The 23929-nt window shown below is 54.2% G+C and carries 22 protein-coding genes; 7 read left to right on the top strand and 15 right to left on the bottom strand.

Features of this window, described 5'->3' with window-relative positions; all coding sequences use genetic code 11:
- Nucleotides 1–34: 34 nt before the first annotated feature.
- Entirely contained in the window at nucleotides 35–1351 is a 1317-nt protein-coding gene (locus QMQ05_RS00285) for an ABC transporter substrate-binding protein (protein ID WP_345472047.1), read from the bottom strand.
- A 170-nt stretch (nucleotides 1352–1521) separates the two neighbouring features.
- On the bottom strand, nucleotides 1522–2544 hold the full coding sequence (locus QMQ05_RS00280) for a LacI family DNA-binding transcriptional regulator (RefSeq protein ID WP_345472046.1): 1023 nt from the start codon (nucleotides 2542–2544) through the stop codon (nucleotides 1522–1524).
- 173 nt (nucleotides 2545–2717) lie between these two features.
- Between QMQ05_RS00280 and QMQ05_RS00275 the strand changes: the two genes are divergently transcribed.
- Genes QMQ05_RS00275 through QMQ05_RS00255 form a run of 5 tightly spaced genes read left to right on the top strand, consistent with a single transcriptional unit; the run spans nucleotide 2718 to nucleotide 9266 of the window.
- Complete coding sequence (locus QMQ05_RS00275) at nucleotides 2718–3854, top strand: Gfo/Idh/MocA family protein (RefSeq protein ID WP_345474812.1); 1137 nt, start codon at nucleotides 2718–2720, stop codon at nucleotides 3852–3854.
- Nucleotides 3851–5104: a dihydrodipicolinate synthase family protein gene (locus QMQ05_RS00270; RefSeq protein WP_434063161.1), complete on the top strand. Its 1254-nt coding sequence runs from the start codon at nucleotides 3851–3853 to the stop codon at nucleotides 5102–5104. Before QMQ05_RS00275 ends, QMQ05_RS00270 begins: the two co-directional genes overlap by 4 nt.
- Nucleotides 5101–6009, top strand: coding sequence for a sugar phosphate isomerase/epimerase family protein (locus tag QMQ05_RS00265; protein ID WP_345472044.1), 909 nt, complete (start codon nucleotides 5101–5103; stop codon nucleotides 6007–6009). The genes QMQ05_RS00270 and QMQ05_RS00265 overlap by 4 nt, the downstream gene beginning before the upstream one ends.
- Nucleotides 6010–6039: 30 nt before the next feature.
- Nucleotides 6040–8187: a DUF6807 family protein gene (locus QMQ05_RS00260; RefSeq protein WP_345472043.1), complete on the top strand. Its 2148-nt coding sequence runs from the start codon at nucleotides 6040–6042 to the stop codon at nucleotides 8185–8187.
- Nucleotides 8172–9266: a M24 family metallopeptidase gene (locus QMQ05_RS00255; protein ID WP_345472042.1), complete on the top strand. Its 1095-nt coding sequence runs from the start codon at nucleotides 8172–8174 to the stop codon at nucleotides 9264–9266. Before QMQ05_RS00260 ends, QMQ05_RS00255 begins: the two co-directional genes overlap by 16 nt.
- A 73-nt stretch (nucleotides 9267–9339) precedes the next feature.
- On the opposite strand, the gene QMQ05_RS00250 is transcribed toward QMQ05_RS00255, so the two are convergent.
- From QMQ05_RS00250 to QMQ05_RS00235, 4 genes are all read right to left on the bottom strand, one after another.
- Nucleotides 9340–10248, bottom strand: coding sequence for an NAD-dependent epimerase/dehydratase family protein (locus QMQ05_RS00250; RefSeq protein ID WP_345472041.1), 909 nt, complete (start codon nucleotides 10246–10248; stop codon nucleotides 9340–9342).
- Between the two features lie 8 nt (nucleotides 10249–10256).
- Nucleotides 10257–11612 carry a Gfo/Idh/MocA family protein gene (locus QMQ05_RS00245; protein WP_345472040.1) on the bottom strand — a complete coding sequence of 452 codons (1356 nt, stop codon included), beginning with the start codon at nucleotides 11610–11612 and terminating at the stop codon, nucleotides 10257–10259.
- Nucleotides 11613–11705: 93 nt separating this feature from the next.
- Entirely contained in the window at nucleotides 11706–12536 is an 831-nt protein-coding gene (locus QMQ05_RS00240; protein WP_345474808.1) for a carbohydrate ABC transporter permease, read from the bottom strand.
- 142 nt (nucleotides 12537–12678) lie between these two features.
- The gene (locus QMQ05_RS00235) at nucleotides 12679–13605 is read right to left on the bottom strand and encodes a carbohydrate ABC transporter permease (RefSeq protein WP_345472038.1); all 927 of its coding nucleotides are present in this window, start codon (nucleotides 13603–13605) and stop codon (nucleotides 12679–12681) included.
- A 421-nt stretch (nucleotides 13606–14026) separates the two neighbouring features.
- On the opposite strand from QMQ05_RS00235, the gene QMQ05_RS00230 reads away from it, so the two are divergent.
- Nucleotides 14027–15085, top strand: coding sequence for a mandelate racemase/muconate lactonizing enzyme family protein (locus QMQ05_RS00230; protein ID WP_345472036.1), 1059 nt, complete (start codon nucleotides 14027–14029; stop codon nucleotides 15083–15085).
- A gap of 58 nt (nucleotides 15086–15143) precedes the next feature.
- Here the strand turns inward: QMQ05_RS00230 and QMQ05_RS00225 are convergent, their stop codons facing one another.
- Complete coding sequence (locus tag QMQ05_RS00225) at nucleotides 15144–16559, bottom strand: glycoside-pentoside-hexuronide (GPH):cation symporter (RefSeq protein WP_345472034.1); 1416 nt, start codon at nucleotides 16557–16559, stop codon at nucleotides 15144–15146.
- A gap of 289 nt (nucleotides 16560–16848) precedes the next feature.
- On the opposite strand from QMQ05_RS00225, the gene QMQ05_RS00220 reads away from it, so the two are divergent.
- On the top strand, nucleotides 16849–17856 hold the full coding sequence (locus QMQ05_RS00220; RefSeq protein WP_345472032.1) for a LacI family DNA-binding transcriptional regulator: 1008 nt from the start codon (nucleotides 16849–16851) through the stop codon (nucleotides 17854–17856).
- 56 nt (nucleotides 17857–17912) lie between these two features.
- Here the strand turns inward: QMQ05_RS00220 and QMQ05_RS00215 are convergent, their stop codons facing one another.
- The 8 genes from QMQ05_RS00215 to QMQ05_RS00180 all read right to left on the bottom strand — a co-directional run bounded on the left by QMQ05_RS00215 (nucleotide 17913) and on the right by QMQ05_RS00180 (nucleotide 23852).
- Nucleotides 17913–18635, bottom strand: coding sequence for a glycerophosphodiester phosphodiesterase family protein (locus QMQ05_RS00215; RefSeq protein ID WP_345472030.1), 723 nt, complete (start codon nucleotides 18633–18635; stop codon nucleotides 17913–17915).
- The gene (locus QMQ05_RS00210; RefSeq protein ID WP_345472028.1) at nucleotides 18632–19426 is read right to left on the bottom strand and encodes an HAD family hydrolase; all 795 of its coding nucleotides are present in this window, start codon (nucleotides 19424–19426) and stop codon (nucleotides 18632–18634) included. Before QMQ05_RS00210 ends, QMQ05_RS00215 begins: the two co-directional genes overlap by 4 nt.
- A gap of 1 nt (nucleotide 19427) precedes the next feature.
- Nucleotides 19428–20327, bottom strand: a complete 900-nt coding sequence (locus QMQ05_RS00205; protein ID WP_345472026.1) for a PfkB family carbohydrate kinase — start codon at nucleotides 20325–20327, stop codon at nucleotides 19428–19430.
- A gap of 11 nt (nucleotides 20328–20338) precedes the next feature.
- Entirely contained in the window at nucleotides 20339–21007 is a 669-nt protein-coding gene (locus QMQ05_RS00200) for an alpha/beta hydrolase (protein ID WP_345472024.1), read from the bottom strand.
- A complete protein-coding gene (locus QMQ05_RS00195) occupies nucleotides 21007–21795 on the bottom strand; it encodes an enoyl-CoA hydratase/isomerase family protein (RefSeq protein WP_345472022.1) in 789 nt (262 codons plus the stop codon). Before QMQ05_RS00195 ends, QMQ05_RS00200 begins: the two co-directional genes overlap by 1 nt.
- Nucleotides 21796–21828: 33 nt before the next feature.
- Nucleotides 21829–22575, bottom strand: a complete 747-nt coding sequence (locus tag QMQ05_RS00190; protein WP_345472020.1) for a LysR family transcriptional regulator substrate-binding protein — start codon at nucleotides 22573–22575, stop codon at nucleotides 21829–21831.
- 89 nt (nucleotides 22576–22664) lie between these two features.
- Nucleotides 22665–23096 carry a universal stress protein gene (locus QMQ05_RS00185; protein WP_146277221.1) on the bottom strand — a complete coding sequence of 144 codons (432 nt, stop codon included), beginning with the start codon at nucleotides 23094–23096 and terminating at the stop codon, nucleotides 22665–22667.
- Nucleotides 23097–23153: 57 nt separating this feature from the next.
- Complete coding sequence (locus QMQ05_RS00180) at nucleotides 23154–23852, bottom strand: dienelactone hydrolase family protein (RefSeq protein WP_345472013.1); 699 nt, start codon at nucleotides 23850–23852, stop codon at nucleotides 23154–23156.
- Nucleotides 23853–23929: the final 77 nt, after the last annotated feature.

The raw sequence follows: 23929 nt of genomic DNA, 5'->3' as shown, positions 1-23929 counted from the left end.
ACGAACGAGCCCGAAAGGGCTCGTTCGTTTTTTGCTACTGAGCTACTGCTGTTTCAATTTCCTTGAACGCGTTTTGTGCGGCATCTGCCACGCTTTGTCGGTCAAAGAAGACTTCCATTTCATAGCGATACAGGATGTCTTGAACAGCGCTGAATCCCATGGGAGGAATTGGTTCAGTTCCTTGGAGTTCTGGCTCTAGGCTGCTCACAAATTCTGCCGAAGCGGTCTCCACTGAATCCAGATCAGCAACGACGTTCTTACGCACATCGAGGTTGGCTGGTAGGCCACGATCCATCTGATTCAGCTTACCGGCTTCTTGCGAATTGACCATGAAGTCAATGAATTTCTTGACCTCGTCTGGATGCTTGGTGCGGCCGTAACCGGACATCATCATTGAAGATTTGTACCATAGGCCATTATCTTCGGCCTTGCCGGTACTGCTAGGTAGGCGCAATGGAACCAGGTCAGAACCGACAGCAGCCGACAAGCCGCCGAGCTGGTTGCTCCACCACATTCCGAAGGCAGCCGTTCCGGTTCCTGTCATGGAGCGGTCGGGTCCAGCATTTTGGTTTTCGGCCAGGACCGATGCCTTCGGGTAAGAACCGTCGGCAAGAAGATCGTGATGATGTTGGAAGTAACCAGTCAGATCTTCTGCGGTGAAGCCGAGAGCGCCGTCGCTACCGGTCAAGTGTTTTCCACCCTGTCGCAACCAGGTCTGTAATCCGGCAGGTTCGTTGGGAGCTTCTGCGCCGTACTTTCCATCCAGCTTTTCACTGACGGTCTCGGTGATCTTCCGATAATCATCCCAAGTCCAGGTCTTATCGTCTGGCACCTCCAATCCGGCCTCTTCGAGTACTTTCGGATTAGCCGTCAGGGTGAATGAATTGATGCCAGTAGTCAGGCCGACCAGCCCGTCATCAGTTGTTCCGTTCTGGATAGAGACTTCTTCAAACTTGGAGACGTCCACGCCGGTCAAATCGAGAAGAGCCCCGCGGTCTGCATATTCACGTAGATACTTGTCATCCATCTGGATGATGTCTGGCGCATCGTTGGAAGCAACCTGGGTTGCCAACTTATCCCAGTAGCCGCTCCAGTCCGAATACTCGCCCTGTACGTCGATATCGGGATTCTCGGCCTCAAAAGCTTCAATGATTTTATTGGTGGCCTGCGCGCGGGAATCAGATCCCCACCAGGAGAATCTAAGTACAGTCTTGCCGTCAGCGCTGTCTGCACTGCTGCTACCGCCACACCCGGTTAATGCCAAGGCAGCAACCGCGACGACGGCAACGGACTTGCTCAGACGTGCACCGAACTTCTGTCGACTTTTTCTTGAGTGATCCTGCTGGTCCATGGGTCTCCTCCTTGAGTGGGCCGGTCAGTGCAAAGTATCAACAATTGACCGTATTTTCAGTCTTTCGGAAAGCGCTTCCCAAACAATCTAAGTGTGAGCCCCATCACGAGTCAAGGGGTGGGACTGAATCCGTCAATAACATTTGAACATGGCATTATGCACGCTGGGTATCACTGGTTCCCCGCATGCAGCTTGGTAGATTCGCGCAGCACGGGAGTTCCGGCAACTACCGTTTTACGCGCCTCTCCATGACTTAGCACCATCTCACCGGCCCATCTACCGATCTCTTCCAATGGCAGACGAGCGGTACTAATTCCAGGAGTAACGTCCTCAAGGGTCGGAATATCGTCAAAGCCTACAACCGCAATATCCTCGGGTACGCGAAGTCCACTTTCCCGAATGGCGCGAATAGCCCCCAAGGCCATGACGTCAGAAACGCAGAAAACGCACAGTTGTTGCGCATCCTCCTCCGACTTGCGCCCCCTAAGGAAATCACTCATCGCCATATAGGCGCCTTCGCGGGAAAACGCACCATGCACGACCCCCACAGCCGACAGCCCTGTACGCTTCAACTTCCTCAGGAAGCCTTGAGCGCGATCACGCGAAGTCAGTAAGTTTTCGTCTCCAGCAAGAACAACAAACCTTCGATGGCCCGATCTAATGAGCTCTTCAGCGAGGTTTTCAGAGGTCGTTTCGTTGTCTATCTGAATACCACCAGTGCTCGCCAAGGGTTGTCCGATAACGATTACCTGACCCCCATTTTCCTGATAGCTCCCAATCAACCGCAACAAGGCTGCATCCTCAGATAAACCACGGGAACCAGAGAGAATAATGGCATCCGTGCGCTGGGACATAAAGGATCTGACGGCTTCAATTTCTCGCTCTGGTTCAGAATCCGTACTAGCCAAAAGCAGCTGGGTGCCGCTATCCCCCAGGCCTCGCTGAACTCCGCGAGCGATCGTCGAGAAGTAGGGGTCCGCGATGTCGCGAACAACAAGACCAACCAGCTTCGTTGAAGCCCGGGCAAGCGCTTGCGCCTGAGCGTTGGGAAAATAGCCAAGTTTCTCCGCAGCAGCACGAACCCTGTCAGAGATCTCAGCGGCCGGCTTTCGTGCGGAACCATTGAGCACGCGTGAGGCAGTTGCCAATGAAACACCGGCTTCATTAGCGACGTCAGTTAGTCGAATAGCCATCTGAAATCCTTTTCGTCCACTACAGCTGGGACAAGCTTATCTTTCAAAACTCGTGATGGTTGACACTCCAATTCTGCATCACTATCGTGGAAAGCGCATTCCCAAACTTATTTCCCTCTCTCACTTCACCCAAGGAGTATCTCGTGACAAATACCAAAGTTCTCCGCATTGCCATGAACGGCATCACCGGCCGGATGGGCTACAGGCAGCACCTACTGCGCTCTATCCTGCCCATCCGCGACCAGGGTGGCATCACTCTTGCCGACGGGTCCAAGCTCACCGTTGAGCCGATTCTTGTTGGCCGCAATGAAGACAAATTGCGGGAGCTCGCGCAGAAACATCGAGTGGAGCACTACAGCACGGATCTCGATTCGCTCATCGATGATCCAAGTATTGACATCATCTTTGATGCCTCGATGACCTCGCTACGGTATGACACTTTGTCCAAGGCCATCGCCGCGGGTAAGCACATCTTCACGGAAAAGCCGACCGCCGAAAACTTAGATGATGCCGTTGACCTCGCCCGTCAGGCCAAGGCCAAAGGAATTACCGCCGGCGTAGTTCATGACAAGCTCTACCTTCCTGGACTAGTCAAACTACGTCGCCTCGTCGATGAGGGATTCTTCGGAAGAATTCTCTCCTTGCGCGGAGAATTTGGATACTGGGTCTTTGAAGGCGACATCCAAGAGGCTCAGCGCCCATCGTGGAACTACCGCTTAGCGGACGGAGGCTCGATGACCACCGACATGTACTGCCACTGGAACTATGTTTTAGAAGGAATCATCGGCCAGGTCAAAACCGTGACTTCCACTACCGCCACCCACATCCCCACCCGATGGGATGAGCAAGGCGAGCCATACGAAGCCACTGCCGACGACGCCGCTTATGGCATCTTTGAACTCGAAACCCCCGAAGGTGATCCGGTCATCGCACAGATCAACTCCTCGTGGGCTGTGCGCGTATACCGCGACGAACTAGTCGAATTCCAGATCGATGGAACCCATGGTTCAGCCGTGGCGGGCCTCAACAAGTGCGTCGCCCAGCAACGCGCTCACACGCCTAAGCCGGTATGGAACCCAGATCTGCCAGTGACCGAGTCCTTCCGTGACCAGTGGTTGGAAGTTCCCGCAAACGCGGATCTCGATAACGGCTTCAAACTACAGTGGGAAGATTTCCTCGCGGATGTCGCCGCTGGACGGGAACACAAATACGGTCTGCTATCTGCGGCCCGTGGAGTACAGCTAGCAGCCCTAGGCCTACAGTCTGCCTCCGAGCGCCGAACCCTAGATATTCCGGAGATCACGCTATGAGTCAGAACAACTTTCCAGAACTCACCCTGATCGATGAGCACGGGCAGTCATTTACCTACAAGATGCATGGACCTGGCGACTTCCACCGCCCCACCTCACCCATCACCTCACGCAAGGTGTACGCAGCAGCCCATGTGATTCCACATATGGATGCAGACAACACCCCTGGGGCACCAGCTGTCATTGATTGGGAGGCTACACTCGCCTACCGTCACGAACTCTGGTCCTACGGGCTAGGTGTTGCCGACGCCATGGACACCGCGCAACGTGGCATGGGCCTGGACTATGCAGCCACCTGTGAGCTGATCAATCGTTCAGCCCAAGAAGCAGCAACCGTCATTGCCGATAACCGCTACCCAGCACTCACCTCGCTGACGGTACGCGACATTATCGCGTGCGGAGTCGGGACCGATCAGCTCAACGACCAGCCGGTTGAGCCAGGTGATCTGCAGTTAGTCATTGACGCCTACCTGCAGATGTTGCACCTTGTCGAAAATTCCGGAGCAAAGTCCATTTTGATGTGCTCACGGGCTTTGGCCAAGGCTGCACGGACCCCGCAAGACTACGTCCAGGTTTACTCAACCTTGCTAGATGCTGCCCAGCAACCAGTGATCTTGCACTGGCTCGGTGAAATGTTTGACCCCCAGCTTGCCGGATACTGGGGCACCACCGATCTTGCCGAAGCAACGGCAGTGTTCCAATCCATCTTGGAGAAGCACTCAGAAAAAATCGACGGAGTGAAGGTTTCACTACTTGACGCGGAGCACGAAAAACAACTTCGAGCCACGCTTCCATCTGGAATCAGGCTGTACACCGGGGACGACTTCAATTATCCAGAACTCATCGATGGTGATGGGGAACTGCATTCAGATGCCTTGCTCGGAATATTTGCAGCTATCTATCCCGCAGCATCAACAGCCCTCCAAGCTTTTGATGCTTCAGATGCCGCAAGGGGCCGCACCATCTTGGACTCAACCCGGGAACTGGGCCTGCACATTTTTAGTGCTCCCACGTTCTACTACAAGACTGGAATCGCGTTCCTTTCCTGGCTCAACGGTCATCAAAGTGGCTTCCAGATGGTCGGTGGCCTGCACGCAGGACGCTCATTTCCCCATCTAGTTCGCACCTTCGTCTTAGCAGATACCGCAGGCCTGTTGCTGAACCCAGAACTAGCTGCCAAGCGCATGGAAGAACTCCTTGCCGTTTATGGCGCCAAGACCACTACCCGTACATTGACAGGAGTGTCATGAGCTTCGAACTTTCCCTGAACACCGGCACCACACCCAACCTCAATCTGCAGCAAGCGGTCGAGGCGGCTGCCCGCGCTGGATTAAGCCATATCGGCCCATGGCGTCACCTCCTCGAACAAGCTGGAGGGGCGCAACGAGCTGCGACCATCATCAAGGAAGGTGGGTTGCAGGCAAGTACCCTGTGCCGTGGCGGATTCCTCACGGCCACCTCTTCACAGGCACAGCAAGAAGCCCTCGATTCCAATCGTCAAGCCATCGAAGAAGCTGCCACCATCGGGGCGAATAATCTGATCATGGTAGTCGGTGGCTTGCCGTCAGCAGCGCATCTTCTCGGTGGCGCTGGAGATCGCCAGGACAAGGATATTGTTGGTGCCCGAGATCGAGTGGCACGAGCCCTAGACCAGTTGGTTCCGCTGGCAATAGACCATGGTGTCTGCCTGGTGCTCGAACCATTGCACCCGATGTATGCAGCTGACCGCGCCGTCTTATCTACACTGGGTCAGGCCTTGGATATGGCAACTGCCTATCCAGCTGAAGCGGTCGGAGTGGTTGTGGACACTTTCCACGTCTTCTGGGATCCACAGCTACAACAGCAGATCCAGCGTGCCGGCCACGAACGTCGCCTAGCTAGTTATCAAATTTGCGACTTCAACCTGCCAATCGCCAGTAATGCGCTCCAGTCACGCGGAATGATGGGCGATGGTCATGTTGATTTCTCATCGATCTCTCGTTGGGTAGCTCAGACCGGTTATCGAGGCCCCGTCGAAGTCGAAATCTTTAATGACGAAATCAACGCTCAAGACGCTGATCTAACGCTGAACACCATGTCAGAACGTTTCGCGTCACTGGTTTTACCGCATCTTGAGCAAGCTGCAGGCATCCAGTCGGCGAGCGCCATAAACTGATCTGACTTCGACAATTTCAAGAAGGACAACATGAACCAGCAAACCACCGCAGCGGCTACCAAAGACGATAATTCCGCTTCACCGTCATCAGCGCCAGCGGTGGTGCTGGTCGGTCTTAATGGTTTTGGACGCCAGCATCTGATAAATATTCAACGTCTAGTAGGTGAGGAAAAGATCAGTTTCCTTGCTGGAATTGATCCCAATGATCCGGGCAGCGCTATTCGCGGAGAAAATACTCGAATCTTCAGTAGCCTCGACGAGTTTATTGATTCGGGGTTGAAGCCGGACATCATCATCATTTCGACCCCCATTAATACTCACGCAGATTTGGCTTTGAAGGCCTTAGTAACCGGTGCTGACCTGTATTTGGAAAAACCTCCTACGGCTACCTTGGAGCAGTACGAAACACTGCTGAGTGCCGCGCAAGCAGCTGGTGTCAACGTCCAGGTAGGGTTCCAGGCACTGGGGTCATTGGCACTCAAAGCAGTGGCTGAATTCTTTGAATCCGGTTCCGAGAATTCACCCATTGGTGCCTTACGTGCGGTCGGGGCCAGCGGAAATTGGCTACGCACCACGGGCTACTACAACCGCTCACCTTGGGCCGGTCACCGACAACTGAATGGTATTGAAATCGCTGACGGTGTGGTGACCAACCCACTAGCTCATGCGGTCGCCAGTGCCCTAAGGATTGCCGGGGCACAACGCTCCAGTGACGTCATTTCGGTAGCCACAGATTTGTATCATGCGCACCAAATCGAAGCCGACGATACTTCGGTAGTGAAACTACAAACGACTACCGGCATTCCGGTCACCGCAGCCCTGACAGTCTGCGCGAAGGAACAGCAGGACCCTTGGATCACCATCTATGGAACTGAAGGTTCAGCCGTCTTGTACTACACCCGCGATGAATTGATCATCAAGCCCAATCCGGACTTAGGCCGTTCCGCTACTTCCAAGGTTTTTGATCGGGTGAATCTGTTGGAGAATCTTGTCGACGTCCGTGCCGGAGTTGCCACTGAACTACTAAGCTCACTGGAATCTGCCGGGGCCTTCATGCGCGTTCTGGAACAAATACGAATTGGTCCAGAACCAACAGACATCCCTGAAGAATATGTGATCCCCACGGACGATGGAGATCAATTCCATCCTGTCATCCCAGATATTGAGCATTTCATTGATAGGTCTGTGGCTGCGCAGTCGAACTTCTCCTCACTTGGAGCCCCTTGGGCCGCTGAGCCGGAATCTAGCGGTAAATTCACGCTTGAGCATCCCACCACCGGGCAGAAACAGGTCGTCGCCAGGCTCCGCACCGGTGAGGATATTGCCGTCACTAACTCGCCGCGGCCATTTCTTGATGAGCTCACGACCCTAGGCGGTGTGCACATCAGTGACCAGCAACCGTTGGATCACACCTGGCATCTTGGCGTCGGGGTAGCCATCCAGGACGTCAATGGAAATAACTTCTGGGGCGGACGAACCTATACACGGGCGGACTCACGTTACGTATGGCGCGAAGATCATGGACATATCCGCACTCTTGCAAATTCTTTTGCTGCCAACGGGAGTTCGGTCAATTCCCAACTAGAGTGGGTCGGCCATCAGCAGCACGTTTTGTTGGATGAACAACGCACAGTAGATTTCCGTACTTTCACCCACTCATCCGTTGGGGCAACAGGATGGATCATGGACTTCACGTTCAGCCTTTCGGCCCGTGAACAATCTGTTTCTCTCGGGTCACCTGGATCTAATGGACGGCCCAAGGGCGGTTATGGCGGATTCTTTTGGCGAATGCCTAGAAACAGTAACCCACAGATATTTACCGACTCTCTAGTAGGCGAGGAACAAGTCCATGGCTCTTTGAGCCCATGGTTGGCCTTCAGTGCCGACTTCTTCTCAGAGGCAGTGGGCCTCTCACAGCGTGGCACAGGACATGGCGAAGCGACTCTCATTTTCTGTAGCGACGAGGGTGATCCGTGGTTTGTCCGTAGCTCTGGTTATCCAGGTGTTGGCAGTTCATTGGCTTGGGATGCCCCAGTCGTATTAGAACCCGGCACCTCTCTGACTCGTCGTCTGCGCGTTTTAGTGGTTGACGGTCGTCTGAATGCCACAGCAACCTCCGCACTTGTCCAAGAATTCGGTGCAGACAATCAGAAAGATGGAACATGCCCACGGCGATAACAAGTGAATACACAAAAAAGCACGCTCTGCTCACGGAAATCATTCAAAGGCGGGGAGCCCAAGCAATACTGCTCTCCACCCCAGCATCGTTAGCCTGGCTCCTGGACGGTGCACGTACACACGTTTCGCTTGCAGCTCCTCCGATCGTCCGCGTTTTGGTTCACGCTGAAGGCTGCGAGCTTGCTACATCAATCAGTGAAGCACAGCGGCTACAAGACGAAGAACTCACTGTTCTGAGCTCGGCGAAACTACATGTCACCAACTGGTACGAGTCACTAGATGATGTCAGCGCTTGGTTCCCCGAGGCTGCAGACTGGAAGATTCTTGCAGAGTCCGAGGTCGACTCGGAGCTTCGTACTATGCGCACGGCGCTAACGGCAACGGAAGTGGACCGCTACCGTCAGTTGTGCCAAGACACTGCTTCGGTGATGACCGAAGTACTTTCAGAGTCTTCCAGCGATGACTCCGAATTCGCTATCGCAGCCAAACTATCTGCAGGCGCCATCGCACAAGGTGGAGAAGTCCTGGTAGCCCTAGTTAGCGGTTCCACTCGTACCGATTATCGACACCCTTTGCCGACTCAGGCACCACTGGGGCGCAAAGCCATGGCCGTATTGTGCGTCAGGAGGCATGGGTTGATTGCCAACCTGACGCGCTGGGTCCGCTTTGCGCCTGCTACCGAAGAAGAACTTGCCGGAGAAGCTGACATTCTCGGCGTCGAGGCAGACATTATTTCGGGTATTTCAGAAGGCAAAGCACTCGGCGAGCTGCTGCCTATCATCCAGCAGGCCTATCCAGCCCATGGCTTTGACGAGCTGGAGTGGACGCGGCATCATCAGGGCGGAATTGCCGGATTCAACGGTCGGGATCCGCGACTAGCTCCAGGAGCAACGGACCGTTTCCAAGCAAATCAGGCTTTCGCAGTCAACCCGAGTGCACAACGCGACGGCCATACTTTTAAGGTTGAGGACACCATGTTGTTCACTGAATCTGGTGCCATCGAAGTGCTTAGTGTGGATCCCCAGTGGCCAACCACCATGGTCAACGGATTGCCTAGGCCCCAAGTGCTACAGCGATAAGCGAGCATGGAAAGACTGGTGGGTACCGAGAATCAAATTCTCGGTACCCACCAGTCTTCTTTGTTCGAACGTTTTAGACCTTGGCTTTAAGCTCGGATCTCCAGCTGCGCTTAGGTTCCCAGCCGATCACTTCGCGGGCCTTTTCGATGCTGAAGGCCGGGCTATCGCCGGTCAGGCCCGTTGCCAGGGATGCGAGTTCCGGATAGATCTCTGGGATGATCTCCGAGAGTGGACGGGTGGCCATGGCATCCTTAGCTCCTACAAAGAACACTGCACCGTTCTCAACCCGGTCAAATCTCTCGAGTAACAGCAGCAGGAAGTCTGCGACGTCGCGAGCATCGACATAGTTGAACAGTGCAGGAGCCGAGAGCTTCGGATCCTGCAATCGTTCTGCCACCGTGTGGCCCTGTTGGGTCGGTGCACCATCCCACTCTTCTTCTGCAATCACGAAGCAAGGGCGGAATGAAGCAAACTTCACCGGGCTCCGTGGCCCCATCTTGGCGGCGAACATGGCTGCGATCTGTTCAGCGACATACTTGGATAAACCATAGGCATGCCACGGGCGTGGTGTTTCATTTTCGTCTAGTGGAAGCTTTTCAGGAACCCAACCGCCGGGAGATCCGTAGCCCATGATTGATGGACTAGAGGCCAGGACAACACGCGTCGCTCCCGATTCCACAGCCGCAGAAGTGACATTGTGCGCGATGGTCGCGTTAGTTTGAAGAAGGACTTCTTCCGGAGCCATAAACGGTACCGCCATGGCCGCTAGCGAAACCACGGCCTGAGGAGAAATTTCCTTGAATGCTACGTGCGTAGCTTCAGCATTCATCAAATCAATGCTGCGGTAATCAACACCGGGCACTGGTTCTTCGGGTAACCCCCGGTCCAGAGAAACGACATCATGTCCTGCGGCCGCGAAACCAGCAACGACAGCGCGACCCAAGCGTCCTGAACCGCCGGTAATAATAACTTTCTCACTCATGAATTCAATTACACCTGAACCTTTTCAATTGATGACAAATTAACGCCAAGGCCGGCGGACGTAACGTCCACTAACGCGCCAGTTTCCAAAGATTTATTCCCGCAAATGCCCACGGCGATCGCTCGGGCTCCGTCAAGAAACCCGGCCTGTCGTGAATAGGCGTCCGCTTGGCGTCCTTCGAAGAGTTCTTCCAGCAGGAGCTTATCGCCGCCACCGTGTGATCCATCTGAATTGATGATCGGGATTTCTTCGGCTTCTTGCCAGTGCCGTTGCACCACAAGACGTTCACCCTTTGCTCGGATTTTGCTGCTCTGTCCGTCATCGCTAAAGGAGGGATCAACGGGTCTGCCTCCTGCCGCCGGTAGTACTGCGGCTCTCTCCACGACATCGAGCTCGAGTCGTCCCTCGGTACCGTTTATGGCTACGCGGTACCCCTCCCACGGGCTGTGCGCATTAAGTGAATAGGAGAGGATGGGGCCCTTGTCATATTGAACCGTCAGACTCAGATTATCTTCGATGGAAATTTCTCCATTAAAGACGCCTTGGTCCCGTCGATAGCCGTCAAAATGTTCATTAGCTAAGTACAGCTTTTCTAGACGTTCATCGCTACGTAGGTCCAGGTCAAAGGGTTCCTGATCACTGAATTCATGCGTGCCACGTTCGTGCGCCGCCAGGCCTCTGGACTCAGCATTTTTAGGACCATAGAATTTCAGGCCACCGGCGGCGAAAACGCTCTTAGGTGAGTCATCAATCCACCAGTTAACGAGATCAAAATGATGACTCGATTTATGGATTAGAAGCCCTCCCGAGTTCTCTTTCAGTCGGTGCCAGCGGCGGAAGTAGTCGGCTCCGTGAACAGTATCGAGCATCCAGTTGAAATCAATGGATGTCACCTGACCAATCAGTCCATCATCAATAGCTTTTTTCAGTGCCGTGTTTCTTGGTGAGTATCGATAGTTAAAAGCTACGATCACTTCTCGACCTGTATCGGTCATCGCTTGGGCAATTCGTGCGGTGCTCTCAGCATCGATAGTCAGCGGCTTTTCCACAATGACATCGGCACCGGCATACATGGAAGTGCAGATCAGTGAAGCATGGGTATAGTCCGGGGTCGTAATGATCACTCGGTCGATGGAATGCTCACGAATGAATGAATCCAGCTCCTCCGGGTCAAACGCTCCCAAGCGTTCTCCAAAGGTCTGCTCGACGACATCTTGGTAATACTCAATACGGCCCGGATTTGTATCTGCCAATGCGACCAATTCCGCGACGTTACTGTGATCACCGAGCATGGAAGTGATGTACATTTCGCACCTGTTGCCGGCGCCGATCAATACATAACGTGTGCGTGTTGTTGTTCCCATGGGTTTTCTCCTTAGCTATGGGCCGCTGTAATTACGTGGCTGCCAGAAATGCCAATGGCCCGGATTTCGAAGTCCCGGGCCATTCGCAGTCGGTTATTTGATACCGGTTGTGGCGATACCCTTGACCAGATATTTCTGACCGAAGAGGAAGGCCAGGAAGACCGGGATGAGGGTAACGATCGACATGGCGAACAGAGCTCCCCAGTTTGATTCACCGGTGGAGTCGATGAACGCATTCAGCGCCACCTGCACGGTGTAATTGCTTGGGTTCGTCAGGTAGATCAACGAGGTGAAGAAGTCACTCCAGGTCCAGATGAAAGTGAAGATCGCTGTTGTGGCCAACGCTGGAACCATCAACGGCAAGATCACTTGGAGGAAGATGCGCGGGTGTCCAGCCCCATCGATACGTGCGGCCTCGTCCATGTCCTTAGGAATGCCTCGGATGAACTGGATCATCAGGAAGATGAAGAACCCGTCCGTGGCCAACAACTTCGGGACAATAATCGGCCAGAAGGTGTTAACCCACCCAATCTGCGAGAACATCACGTACTGAGGAACGATGATCACGTGAATAGGGAGCATGATCGTCATGAGCATCAGCACGAACATGATCTTCTTGAACTTGAAGTCCAGTCGAGCGAAGGCGTAGGCCGCCATGGAACACGAGACCAGGTTTCCTAGGATGCAGCCTAGGACCAAAATGGCGGAGTTCATCAGATACTTGCTGAACGGTTCGGAAAGGGCATCCCATCCGTTGGGGTAGTTATTCCAATCCACCTGTGAGATGACTAGCCCGGCTTCCCTGAAGATCAGGTCATTGGGGCGGAAGGAGCTGGCTACCATCCACAACAGCGGGTAAATCATCACGCCCGCGGCGAGGATGAGCAGTGCGTGCTTCACGACCGATCTAAATGGTGTCCGCATTTTTGGCCGGTAACCCTTGACCTTACGTCCACTAGCGTCAGTTCCACCCACCGGTGGTTTCTGGCCTAACATCTTCTCTTCATCGAGAACATGATCATGACTTGTCTGATTAAGATCATCAGACTGCGGTAACGAAGTTTGATTAGTCATCGTAGAACACCCAATACTTTGAAACGAAGAAGTTCACGGCGGTGAATGCGCCAACTATTAGGACCAAAAGCCAGGCCATAGCCGAGGCGTATCCCATATCGAATTGCTTGAAGCCTTGCTGATACAGATACAGAGTGAAGAACATCGTGGAGTCAGCAGGGCCACCCGAACCGTTGGAAACGATGAATGCTTGGGTGAAGTTCTGGAAAGCCCCAATAATCTGTAATACGAGATTGAAGAAGATAATCGGGCTGATCATTGGAAGCGTGATGCTTCGGAATTGGCGCCATTTCGAGGCGCCATCAATAGATGCAGCTTCGTAATACATGGCGGGAACTTGGCGTAGGCCGGCCAAGAAAATCACCATCGGTGAACCAAAGGTCCAAACGTTGAGCAGAATCAGGCTTCCGAGCGACGTATTTGGATCCGAGATCCAACCAATGCCTTGAATGCCTATTAGGTCCAGCATTTGGTTGACCAGACCGGTGGTACCGAAAATTTGCTTCCAGAGCACCGCGATTGCTACTGAAGAACCAAGCATGGATGGCAGGTAAAACACGGATCGATAGAAGGACAATCCACGCATTCCTCGGTCAAGCAAGATGGCAACACCTAGGGCAACGGCCAGTTGCAGCGGAACTCCAACCAATACATAGGTGAAAGTCACGCGCAACGAATTGTGGAGTCGCTGATCATCCAACATCCGTTCAATGTTGGCGAACCCCGTGAACTCCGGTGACTGCAACAAGTTGTAGTCCGTGAAGGCGAGGTACAGCGACATGGCCATCGGGCCGAGGGTGACCAGGAAGAGCCCAATCGTCCAGGGGATCAAGAAGATATGAGCGGCTTTGTTATCTTTTGCAGGAGCCTTCCGACCTTTGGTCTTACTCAGGCTTTGCAACTCGGCAATGGCACTCACTGGCCATCACCTCCTTTCATCAGAACGCTAGGGTGCCCCTTGCGAATCGGGACCGACATGACTGACTCCTTGCTTCAAAACTGTTTCGTCAACATGCTTTGGAATGCGCTTTCCAATCTCTATTCCACAACGCTAAACTAAGAGCAACGTGAGGTCAACCACATTGGTCAGATGACCATCTTTGGTGGCATCGTCATCATTAATGTCAACTCCCAACCCAAGCGGATATGCTTGAAGAACATCCAATATCAAAAAAGGGGCTTATAAATTGTCGCAAGTCAAAACCGTATTAAAAGACACGATTGCCTCTATCGAACTCTATCTAGTTTCACTGCCATTTGATGCGGCACGTCGCGAAACTGAAGATTCCAATGCGGAATCAATTGATACTTTCAATGCATCATCAAGGAGCTTCACGCAGATGGAATCCTTGATCGTAAAAATCACCACGGAGCAAGGGCTTATTGGGTGGGGTGAAGGCTTTGGACACAAGGCCAATCCAGCCACATGGGCGGCGCTTGAGCATATCGTTGCTCCTTTCTTCTTGGGTCGGTCCACCGAGTTAGACCAATGCCTACCCGCCGCGGAATATGCCTTTCATGCATTCGGACGTACCGGCCCCATTCACTACGCGCTGTCCGCTATTGATATCGCCCTCTGGGATATCGCGTCGAAGCGTGCCGGCAAGCCCCTCCGCGAATTCATTGATGCCGATTCACGCGACGAGATCAATGCCTACGCCTCGCTGGTTCACTACGCTGAGGACCCGACAGAAGTTTCATTCCATCTCTCTCGCGCTATGTCTCGGGGGTTCAAAGCGTTCAAGTTGCATGAATCGTTGAAACCAGCAATTCAGGCGGCTCGGAATACCGTCGAGGATTATCCATTGATGGTCGATGTGAACTGCAAGTGGCAGTTACCCGAAGCCCGTTCGGCTTTTGAGCAACTTTCTGACATCAATCTTCTATGGATCGAAGAACCAGTTTTCCCACCAGATGATTCGGATTCTCTGCAAAAGCTTAATTCTGAATTCAAGAATGTTTCCGGCGGCGAGAACCATTCGGGAGTACATGGACTGATCAATGACATGGAACGCGGAGCCATCGAGTTTGCACAACCGAGCATTGGCAAAATCGGTGGCGTCAGCGCGATGTTGCAGGTGCGAGAAGCTGGCAAAAAGCTTAATGTCCATGTCATTCCTCATTGTTTCTATTACGGCCCAGCGCTATTGGCCAGCGCGCAAATCATTGCTCTTGATCCTTCGATGCGACTTCAGGATGGTCAAACACGTCCTGAGCTGGAGGTCCCCTTCTTGAATTGGGAACTTCAACTACATCCTTGGCATGCTCCACATCAGGGTCTTCTTAACTCCGACGGCACCTTGCCCTTGCCCACGGCACCTGGAATTGGCTTCGAACCAGATGCTGAAGTCATGAGCCAGCACACGATTAGGTACTGCTCCGTAGGAACGAGCGAGTAGATCCACAAACAGAATTAGCTGGGCAAGTTTTCCACTAAAACTTGCCCAGCACGATCTGCTACCTGCTGAAGTCGTCGCTAACGGCTCCCGCAGCCAACTCCCGATCCCTGGTTTCTTCGGTAATAACCTTCATGCGTCGGTCAGTGAGCGGGTACATGAAGTACAGCACTACCCCGGCGATGAGTAACGCCAAGCATGGGTATAAGGTCTGCAAGACTTTCATTCCCGAAAGCGCGGTCTCGGTCTGGGCAACATTTGGGACATAACCGACAGCACTTAAACCGAAGCCGGCCAAACCACCAGCAACGGACTGGGCAATCTTTCGCGAGAAGTTGAACATGGAGTACGTAATGCCTTCTCGTCGGGCCCCATTCTTCCAATGCCCAAAATCAATGACATCGCAGACCATGGCCCAGGTGATCCCGTTAGGCAAAGCAACACCGATGAAGGACAAGCTAAAGAGGATCGTAAACAAAATTGGGTTTGTCGGCAGGATGAAATTCAATCCATCCGCAACGACTGCCAGACCAAATCCAAACAAGGCGGTGTTCTTCTTCCCAATCAACCTCGTTAGTAGTGGAATCGAGAGAATGCCTATGATCGATGAGCCGATACTGATGACATTGACGAATGGAAGCAAAGTGACATCGCCAAGGTAGTACTGGGTGAAGTACACAATCATCGATGTCTTCACGTTATAAGCGGAGATCGAAAATGTGGTCATCAAAATAATCGTCAGCAACGGTCGATTTCCAACGATGGCACTGGCAAACCCCTTGAGTGTGAGCTTTTCAGTGGATCGCACCACGGGAACATTTTCATTCGTGCCACGGTAGGTGGCGAAGAAGCAAAGAACACCAGTCACCGCCATGGCCCCGGCAGCAAAAGCATAACCAACTCGTTCGGAATCAAACGCCAGAACGATTGGCATGAAGGCCACGCCGGTGATCAACAGCGCCGATACCGACCCCGCTTGTCTAAACGAGGCGAGCTTGGCGCGTTCAACAGGTTCCTGCGTCATGACCGAGGCTAGAGATCCGTACGGAATATTGGTGAAGGAATACAGAACACCCCACGCCATGTAGGACACGTAGGCGTAAACGAGATTTACACCCTCAGACATTCCTGGAGTCAGGAACGTAAAGATGGTGAGAACTGCCAAAGCAATAGAGGAGTAGAACATCACTCCCCTGAATCGTCCAGAACGTCCGACTTTGCGCCGGCTATCGATGGCCGTGCCAGCCAATGGATCCATAAACGCATCAAAAAGCTTAGTAACTACGAATACTGTTGCCGCCGCTGCCGCGGGCAGTCCAGCGACATCAGTGTAAAACTTCAGAAGGTAGGCCTGCCCCAGATCGAACATGAAACCGTTGCCGAGGTCTCCCATTCCATAAGAGATCTTCTCCTTGAGCGAGAGTTTTCCCTCTTTAAGTTCAGCTCTCCGTTGAGCCGTGGTTTGGTTGTTTGCCATTCAAGTGTTCCTTTTTCTGCACGCAATGTGGGTTCGCTCGAAACGCCTGCCTGAATTAGCGACGTTATTGATTTCGTATCGGCAGGTGTCACACTGCGAGTGGTGAAATCGGTGCCTGAATGCTCAGAACCATCTTTGGAGGTCAATTTTGCATTCAAGATGAAAACGTTCACATTAATGTAACCCGCATTACAGCGTGAGACCAAGCCCACACTGAAAAAATATGGGAGAAAACGTAATCTTCGCTAAACAGCTAAACTTTCAGACAACGGTTTGAAAGGACACAACGATGTCGAAATCTATGACTATCAGGGACGTTGCAAAGGCTGCCGGAGTCTCCCCGGCAACAGTGTCCCGGACGTTTGTGCACCCGGAAAAGGTCGATTCGGTAACCCGCAACAAGATCTTGGCACTCGCCAAGGAGCTGAACTACCGGCCGAATGCGGCTGCACGTTCGCTAATCACCGGACTCACTGGGAATATCGGCATCGTCGTACCCGACCTGACAAACCCGTTCTTCCCGACAATTGTGAGATCGGTTCAGCGCAAGGCCGAGCAGCTTGGGTATTCCGCGTTGCTCGTAGATACGGGCGAGGACGTGAAACACGAACCGGAGCTGACGGAAAATTTAGCCCGTCAGGTTGATGGTCTCGTCTTATGTTCTCCGCGGATGTCCGATGAAAAACTCGTCGACATTTCCAGTCGATACCCCTTGGTGATGATCAACCGGGAAGTCCCCGAAGTTCCGGCAGTTACGATTGACAACCGCAGTGGTATCGCCCAGGAAGTGGCGCATCTCAAGGCGCTCGGCCATCATCGCATCGGCTATGTTGCTGGCCCTCAAACCAGTTACTCATGCCTAATTCGCCAACAGGCCGCTACCGAGCTTTTAGCTGACGCGGGACTAGAAGAAGTTTCTATCGGCCGGTTTGAGCCCACTTTTGATGGTGGTCGCAGCGCTGCCCAGCAAGTTCTTTTATCTTCTGTCTCAGCTGTCATGGTTTACAACGATGTTATGGCTTTAGGGCTCATCAACCAGCTAGCCCAATTTGGCGTCAAGGTCCCGGAGGATTTGACGGTCGTTGGCTACGATGACATTGAGTTTTCCTCGATGTCATCCCCTGCGCTGTCCACCGTGCACGTTCCGCGAAATGACTCCGGGATCTTGGCCATGAATTACCTAGATGCATTGTTGCGCCAAGGAGTTAACGGACCGGAATTGCCTCCACGATTGCCTACCGAGTTCATTTTCCGCGAGACTTCGCGGCGTCTGGGATCACCGTTAGTCGCCCAGTAGGTCGAAACTTAGGGCTCTTAGATTGAAAACGCATGAAACCGTTTTCATTGGTTATTTCAGAAGTTCAGCACCTTCATGAGAAGGGCCGCGTCATCGCTCATGATCGCATCGACTTTGCGTTCCATAAGTAGTTTCATGGTTGGCTCATCGTTGATGACCCAAACGTGCACTTGGGCACCAGCTCGTTGAACGGCTCGCGTAAACCTACGTGTTGCCACAGGTAGCCACGCTTGCTTGAAGGGCACCTGCACCGCCCAGAAATCTTTAACCAGCGCCTTGGGGACCCATCCCAAAAGGTGGGCGCAGAGCCAAATCAGAATGATTTCGCTTTGTCCCGGCGAGCGCCTGATCGGTGCCGAAAGTAAGTGGCGTACCGCATGGCTGCGAGCGCTGGAAAAGGAGGCCAAAGCGATCCGGTCGTGTGCTGCGCGTCGTTCAATCAGCTCCGCAAGTGGCCCAATGACGTGCTCATCCTTCACATCCAGATTCACTACTTGAGCCTGTGGGAAGGCATCTAGTAGTTCATCTAGGGTGCACAGCGGTTCTCCCCCAGCGGTAATCTGCGCGAGTTCCGCGTCGGTGCGTTCGCTGAATTTTCCAGTCGCAGTGGTGACTCGATCCAAGGTTTCATCGTGAAAAAGGTAAACAGTTCCATCGGCTGACGCGTGGACATCCGATTCCAGATGAGTGACGCCCACATCAACAGCGCGTTGAAAAGATACCAAAGTATTCTCTTCATTTGAGTGACGTACTCCGCGGTGTGAAAAAGCGTAAGTCATTTCAGCAAACCTTCGATCACCTGAGCGACACCGTCTTCGGCCAGTGGCGGTGCACTGTACCTCGCGGTGGCCAGGGTGGTGGGGTGTCCGGAGGCCATGGCGTAGCCGTGGCCGGCAAACTCGAGCATCTGGATGTCATTTGGCATGTCGCCAAAGGCCATGACCTCATCTGGGGTGATTCCCAAGCGCAGGCAATACTCGTTCAGGGTTTTTGCCTTGTCGATATCCACGTGGGCCATTTCCAGCAAGGAGACGTCAAACGCCGAGTGGGTGATGGAGACAAGGTGACTAAGTTCGGGGCGCACGGCAGCATAAAAGTCGTCAATGTTCAGGTGCTGGGATCGGGCGAGGAACTTGACGATGCCTTCTTTATCAATGGCATTCGAGGACAAATCTAACGCCGCCTGCACCCCAAAATCGTGGTGGCGGTCGGCAAAACCCTCACCAAGATGTAGACCCACCGTGGTCTCGGCGGCGAAGGTCGCCTCCGGTTCAACCTGTGAAATGATGGCCGCTGCTTCACGGGCCTTCGCCGCGCTAAGGGTACGGGACCAAATCACCTGATCACGTTCTAGGTCATAGAGCACCGCACCATTCGAACAAATTACGGTGCCCAGGCCACCGAAAGCTTCGATGATTGGGGTCAACCAGCGGAAGGGCCGACCGGTAACAAACACGATCTGGATCCCAGCGTGGCGAGCATCCAAGAAGGCCTGACGGGTGCGCGGAGAAATAGTACCGTCCTTGGCGACAATGGTGCCATCGAGGTCCGAAGCGATCAGCTTGATCACGTTAGAGCTCCTCGCGTCGCGGCGGGTTGGCACCGGCGCGCTGCACGGTCACGGCAGCCGCCATAGCCGCAAATTCAAGGGCTTGAGACAATTCGCTGGTGCCCAGCTGGCCCAACTTTTCACGGTTGGAGGCACCAATCAGGTCGTGTTCGGCCAACCAGCACAGTAGGGCCGCGGTAAACGTGTCACCGGCGCCCACGGTATCGGTCACCTCCACAGAGGGGGCAATAAATTCGGCATCCCCGGCGCTTACCACGCCCCAAGAACCCCGCGATCCGGCGGTGGACACCACAATGGCAGGTCCCATGTTCAGCCAGGCCCGCGCCGAGTCTTGCACCGAACGCATTGGGTACATCCATTTCAGGTCAATGCCTGAGACTCGCACAACGTCCGCCTGACCGACGAAGCGTTCCACCTCGGCCACCGTTTGAGCATGATTGGTCACCAGTGACGGGCGCAGGTTCGGATCATAGCTAATTGTTGCGTGGGTGCGGGCCACTGAAAGCAGGGGCAGCAGCTCTTCGGGGCTGAAGAGTGTGGCGATAGAGCCGGTGTGTACCAGCTCCACGTCCTGCGGCAGTTCTGGTCCGATGGTGGGCATCTGCCAGAAGGCATTAAAGGCGAATGCTGCACCACCGGCGGGATCAAGGATGCCGTGGGCAATCACGGTCGCCTGATCATCGGCGCCGCCGAGGTATTTAACGTTGTTGTCTTTGAGGTATCCCTCAATCTTTGCGCCCTTGTCATCGGCACCCCAACGAGAAATCAGGGTTCCGGGATAACCCAAACGAGCCAGTGATACCGCGACGTTCAGCGGGCTACCGCCAACAAACTCCTGCGCGGGGGCAATGCCCGAAGCCAGGACGTCAACGAGGGCTTCACCGATCACGGTCGGGTTCATGCTTGCTCCTTCTAGTAGTGCAAGGGTGTCAGGGCGCCCACGCAGGCAGCCCATTGGCTACTGTGCGGGTCAATCCAAGTGTAGTGATCCCCTGCAAACAACGCGAAGCGGTAGTCCTGTCCCAGCGCCGCTGCCCTTTGAGCGGCCAGTCGAGCGATTTTTACCGGCACATCCTCATCATCTCGACCATGAAAGATGATCACACGGGCAGCCATCGGCCATAATTCCACGGGATTGTAGGCAGCTGGCTGTGCCCCATCGAGTAACAGGTCAACTGCTCCATCACTGAGCGCCAGCCGGCGCGCATACTCGATATCCAGCAGACCTGCCTGACTGATTACCTGGCTGACGCGCGAGTCATTGGCGGCCAGCACACAGGCTAACTGTGCGCCGGCCGAATGACCGATCAGCGTAATTGGGCCGTCTTCCTTGATCAGCCCTAGGGCCAGCCGAGCATCAGCGAGCATCGCTGCAGCGCTACCGGTCCCCCGGCGGTATTCCAGGTTATAGCTCGGGATCCCTCGGTTTGCCAGGTCCTGGGCCAGTGGTACGCCTAATTGTGCGGTGTACTTCTCACGCCAGTACCCACCATGGATGATCATCACCGCACCCTTGGCCATCACGTTCTCGGGTTCAAAGAATTGCAGGTGCTGATCCGGGTGCGGACCGTAGTGCATCATTAGTTGCCCGGGAAATTCGGCGAGCGCTTCTCAACAAAGGCAGCTCGCCCCTCCACCGAATCATTGGTTGTGAAGGCACGCTGGAATGAGTCTGCCTCAACTTTTAACGCCTCATGGGTGTTCAACGCATCCATCTGTACCAAGGCGGTTTTGGCGTTGGCCACCGCGGTCGGTGAGACGGCAGCAATTTCTTCAATGGTGGCTAGTGCCTGGTCAATCAGTTCTGCGGCTGGCACGACCCGATTGGCTAGGCCGATACGCAGTGCTTCGGCCGACTTAATACGGCGCCCGGTGAAGATCAGTTCCCGGGCTAAGGCATTACCAATCCGGCGCGGTAGGCGCACGGATCCGCCAAAGCCGGGAACCAGGCCCAAGTTAACTTCGGGCTGTCCGAAGCTGGCATTTTCTGCAGCGTAGATAAAGTCGCAGGCCAACGCGATTTCGCAGCCGCCGCCCAGAGCAAAGCCATTGACGGCAGCAATGACTGGAACTTGGAGGGATTCTAGGCGTTCGGTTACCGCGTGCATCTGGCGTCCATAGGCCAGTGCTTCTTGGGCGTCCATGGCGTTCATCTGCACAATATTGGCGCCGGCGACAAAGGACTTCTCTCCGGCTCCGGTGATGATCACTCCGCGGTATTCAAACCCGGTGGTTTCAAACCAATTAAGGAAGGATTCCAAGTCGTTCACGACTTCTTGGGACAGCGCGTTGAGCGAAGCCGGCTGGTTAATGGTCAAAATCAGGGCTGAGCCACGCGAAGACAGCGCGAGCGTATCAAATTGCATCATGGCATCACTCTACCCATGCCTGACGGCCCGGTTCTACCGTTTTTTGCGTCCTTTAGCGCCGCCGGGCTTCCCTGGCTTGCCACCGTTGCTGCGCGCTTGCTTCTTAGCTAGTTCTTTCTGTCGCTTCGCTGCTGCTTGGGCCTTAAGTTTGGCTTCAAACTTGGCTTTGTCGTTAACGCGCTTGGCTTTCTGCTCTTGGTTACGTACCGAAGCCTGCCGCGAAGAGTTGGCGCTGCGTCCGCGCACAATGCCGATGAATTCTTCTAATAGCGTGGTGTCTTCCATGTGCACGGGCCAGGCGATACCTACCTGGGTTGGTTCGCCATCTTCAACGAAGCGAGTAACAACATCCTTGCGGGCAAAAAGACGCGCGATGCTCTGTGGCACGCGCAATACCTGGGCCCCGGAGGCCACGACTTCCATGGCAACGCTCGGGCCGCCAACTGCTTCGGGATAGTCCTCAAGGTTCAGCTGTGGGAAGCCTGCAACCACCTCGGCTGGCACCGACTCGTCGTAGTATTCGACCTCATGGTCCTTGGCCGCGCAGACCACTTCAAGTTCCTCATAGAGCGGGATGACGTGGCGGGTGTGATCCTTGGGTGATTGCCCTCGGTAGCGCACAAACACCGCGTCGGCCTGATCCTCTGCCAAGAGATCAAGTATTTGCCCCTCATCGTGTCGCCAAGCTTGTAGCTCAACCTGCGGATAGCGCTCCTTAAAGCGATCCATCCATTTGCCGGGGGTGACGCCGGTGGCGTAGGCGATTCGAAGAGTTTGCACGGGTTAAGCCTACGCTGTGCGGGGTTAAATGCCGCAGGCGGGCACCGAATGATGAACGGTACCCGCCTGTTGCGCGAAAGCGCTATGGCTTACTTGTCGGTCTTAACAACCAGTACGTCGCATGGAGCCGAGTGAGCTACCGAAGAAGCTACGGAACCCAGTACGCGGCCCAGGCCCTTCATGCCAACGTTACCGACAACGATCATCGAGGCCTTGCGGTCCTCTGCATCGGAGATCAGGACGTCGCCTGGCTTGCCGTGGCCGGCAGCTGCGGTGATCTTCACGCCAGGAACGCTGTTCTTCACGTCGTTTGCTACGCGCTGGGCGAGCTTGCGAGCCTGCTCTGCATCGTCCAGGATCCAAGTGTCGGAACCGATGGAAACGACCTCGGTGTTATCCGATGCGTGTGCGGTGACGACCACCAATTCGGCGTCGATCTTCAGTGCTAGTTCTGCTGCTCGGCGAGCTGCACGCTGTGCGGTTTCCGAACCGTCGACACCTACGATGATGGTTTCTGACATATTGCTCTCCTTATTAGTAAGTGATGCTATTAAGTGATGGATAACACTTTATGGCCTTTAGGCCACTTTATCCTGCAAAAAGCCGACGGCGCGTTCCCAAGCGATCACTGCCTGCTCAGGGTCGTAATTTCCGGCGGTGTTTTCGTCATTGTGGAAGGCGTGCTTGGCGTCGTAGAAGTAATACTTCACGTTGGCGCCGGACTGCTGGCGAATCTGCTCTTCCTGGGCATGAGCCTGTTCAGGAGGATACATTTCGTCAAAGTTCGCGTAGTGGCCTTGGATATCGGCTCGAATCCCAGAGAAATCATTGGGCACGCCCTGGCCGACTCCGTAGAACGGAACGGCGGCGGCAATTTTTTCGCCCTGCTGCGCGGCGAGCTGTAGAACGAAGCCACCGCCCATGCAGAATCCGATAACTCCCAGCTTCTTGCTGGTCACATGTTCGTTGGCCAATAGGTAGTCCACGGCGCCAGCCAAGAGCTCAGCGCCCTTAGCTTCAGGAAGATCGGCCATCATTTGTCCGGCTTCTTCGCCGTCGTGGGTAATGGATCCACCGTAAAGATCTGGTGCTAGTGCGACAAAGCCTAGGGCTGCGAGGCGGTCAGCTATGTCGCGAATATGGTCGGTCAGGCCCCACCATTCTTGGATCACGATAACTCCGGGGCCTTGCCCTGAATCCGGTACTGCTAGGTATCCGTGTGCTTGCGCACCCGAGGATGGGAACGTCACGTTCTGGTGCGGGGTTTTTCCTGCCATTACGTCTCCTGATCTTCGTTTGATCCTAGTTTATGCAGGTCTGAGCGTAATTGGCATTGATATGCCCCACATTGCAA

It is taken from the genome of Glutamicibacter sp. B1, assembly GCF_039602135.1.
Classification (GTDB): Bacteria; Actinomycetota; Actinomycetes; order Actinomycetales; family Micrococcaceae; genus Glutamicibacter; species Glutamicibacter ectropisis.
Note: the sequence above shows the minus strand (reverse complement) of the source record. Positions and strands in the feature narration are given on the sequence as shown.

What these genes read in the sequence shown, in the direction of transcription:
- QMQ05_RS00185 (WP_146277221.1), bottom strand. Translation starts at nt 23,096, where the DNA reads ATGTCAGAAACCATCATCGTAGGTGTCGACGGTTCGGAAACCGCACAG.
- QMQ05_RS00255 (WP_345472042.1), top strand. Translation starts at nt 8,172, where the DNA reads ATGCCCACGGCGATAACAAGTGAATACACAAAAAAGCACGCTCTGCTC.
- QMQ05_RS00240 (WP_345474808.1), bottom strand. Translation starts at nt 12,536, where the DNA reads ATGCGGACACCATTTAGATCGGTCGTGAAGCACGCACTGCTCATCCTC.
- QMQ05_RS00285 (WP_345472047.1), bottom strand. Translation starts at nt 1,351, where the DNA reads ATGGACCAGCAGGATCACTCAAGAAAAAGTCGACAGAAGTTCGGTGCA.
- QMQ05_RS00225 (WP_345472034.1), bottom strand. Translation starts at nt 16,559, where the DNA reads ATGGCAAACAACCAAACCACGGCTCAACGGAGAGCTGAACTTAAAGAG.
- QMQ05_RS00200 (WP_345472024.1), bottom strand. Translation starts at nt 21,007, where the DNA reads ATGATGCACTACGGTCCGCACCCGGATCAGCACCTGCAATTCTTTGAA.
- QMQ05_RS00205 (WP_345472026.1), bottom strand. Translation starts at nt 20,327, where the DNA reads ATGAACCCGACCGTGATCGGTGAAGCCCTCGTTGACGTCCTGGCTTCG.
- QMQ05_RS00270 (WP_434063161.1), top strand. Translation starts at nt 3,851, where the DNA reads ATGAGTCAGAACAACTTTCCAGAACTCACCCTGATCGATGAGCACGGG.
- QMQ05_RS00220 (WP_345472032.1), top strand. Translation starts at nt 16,849, where the DNA reads ATGTCGAAATCTATGACTATCAGGGACGTTGCAAAGGCTGCCGGAGTC.
- QMQ05_RS00275 (WP_345474812.1), top strand. Translation starts at nt 2,718, where the DNA reads ATGAACGGCATCACCGGCCGGATGGGCTACAGGCAGCACCTACTGCGC.
- QMQ05_RS00230 (WP_345472036.1), top strand. Translation starts at nt 14,027, where the DNA reads ATGGAATCCTTGATCGTAAAAATCACCACGGAGCAAGGGCTTATTGGG.
- QMQ05_RS00195 (WP_345472022.1), bottom strand. Translation starts at nt 21,795, where the DNA reads ATGATGCAATTTGATACGCTCGCGCTGTCTTCGCGTGGCTCAGCCCTG.
- QMQ05_RS00265 (WP_345472044.1), top strand. Translation starts at nt 5,101, where the DNA reads ATGAGCTTCGAACTTTCCCTGAACACCGGCACCACACCCAACCTCAAT.
- QMQ05_RS00215 (WP_345472030.1), bottom strand. Translation starts at nt 18,635, where the DNA reads ATGACTTACGCTTTTTCACACCGCGGAGTACGTCACTCAAATGAAGAG.
- QMQ05_RS00260 (WP_345472043.1), top strand. Translation starts at nt 6,040, where the DNA reads ATGAACCAGCAAACCACCGCAGCGGCTACCAAAGACGATAATTCCGCT.
- QMQ05_RS00180 (WP_345472013.1), bottom strand. Translation starts at nt 23,852, where the DNA reads ATGGCAGGAAAAACCCCGCACCAGAACGTGACGTTCCCATCCTCGGGT.
- QMQ05_RS00250 (WP_345472041.1), bottom strand. Translation starts at nt 10,248, where the DNA reads ATGAGTGAGAAAGTTATTATTACCGGCGGTTCAGGACGCTTGGGTCGC.
- QMQ05_RS00245 (WP_345472040.1), bottom strand. Translation starts at nt 11,612, where the DNA reads ATGGGAACAACAACACGCACACGTTATGTATTGATCGGCGCCGGCAAC.
- QMQ05_RS00280 (WP_345472046.1), bottom strand. Translation starts at nt 2,544, where the DNA reads ATGGCTATTCGACTAACTGACGTCGCTAATGAAGCCGGTGTTTCATTG.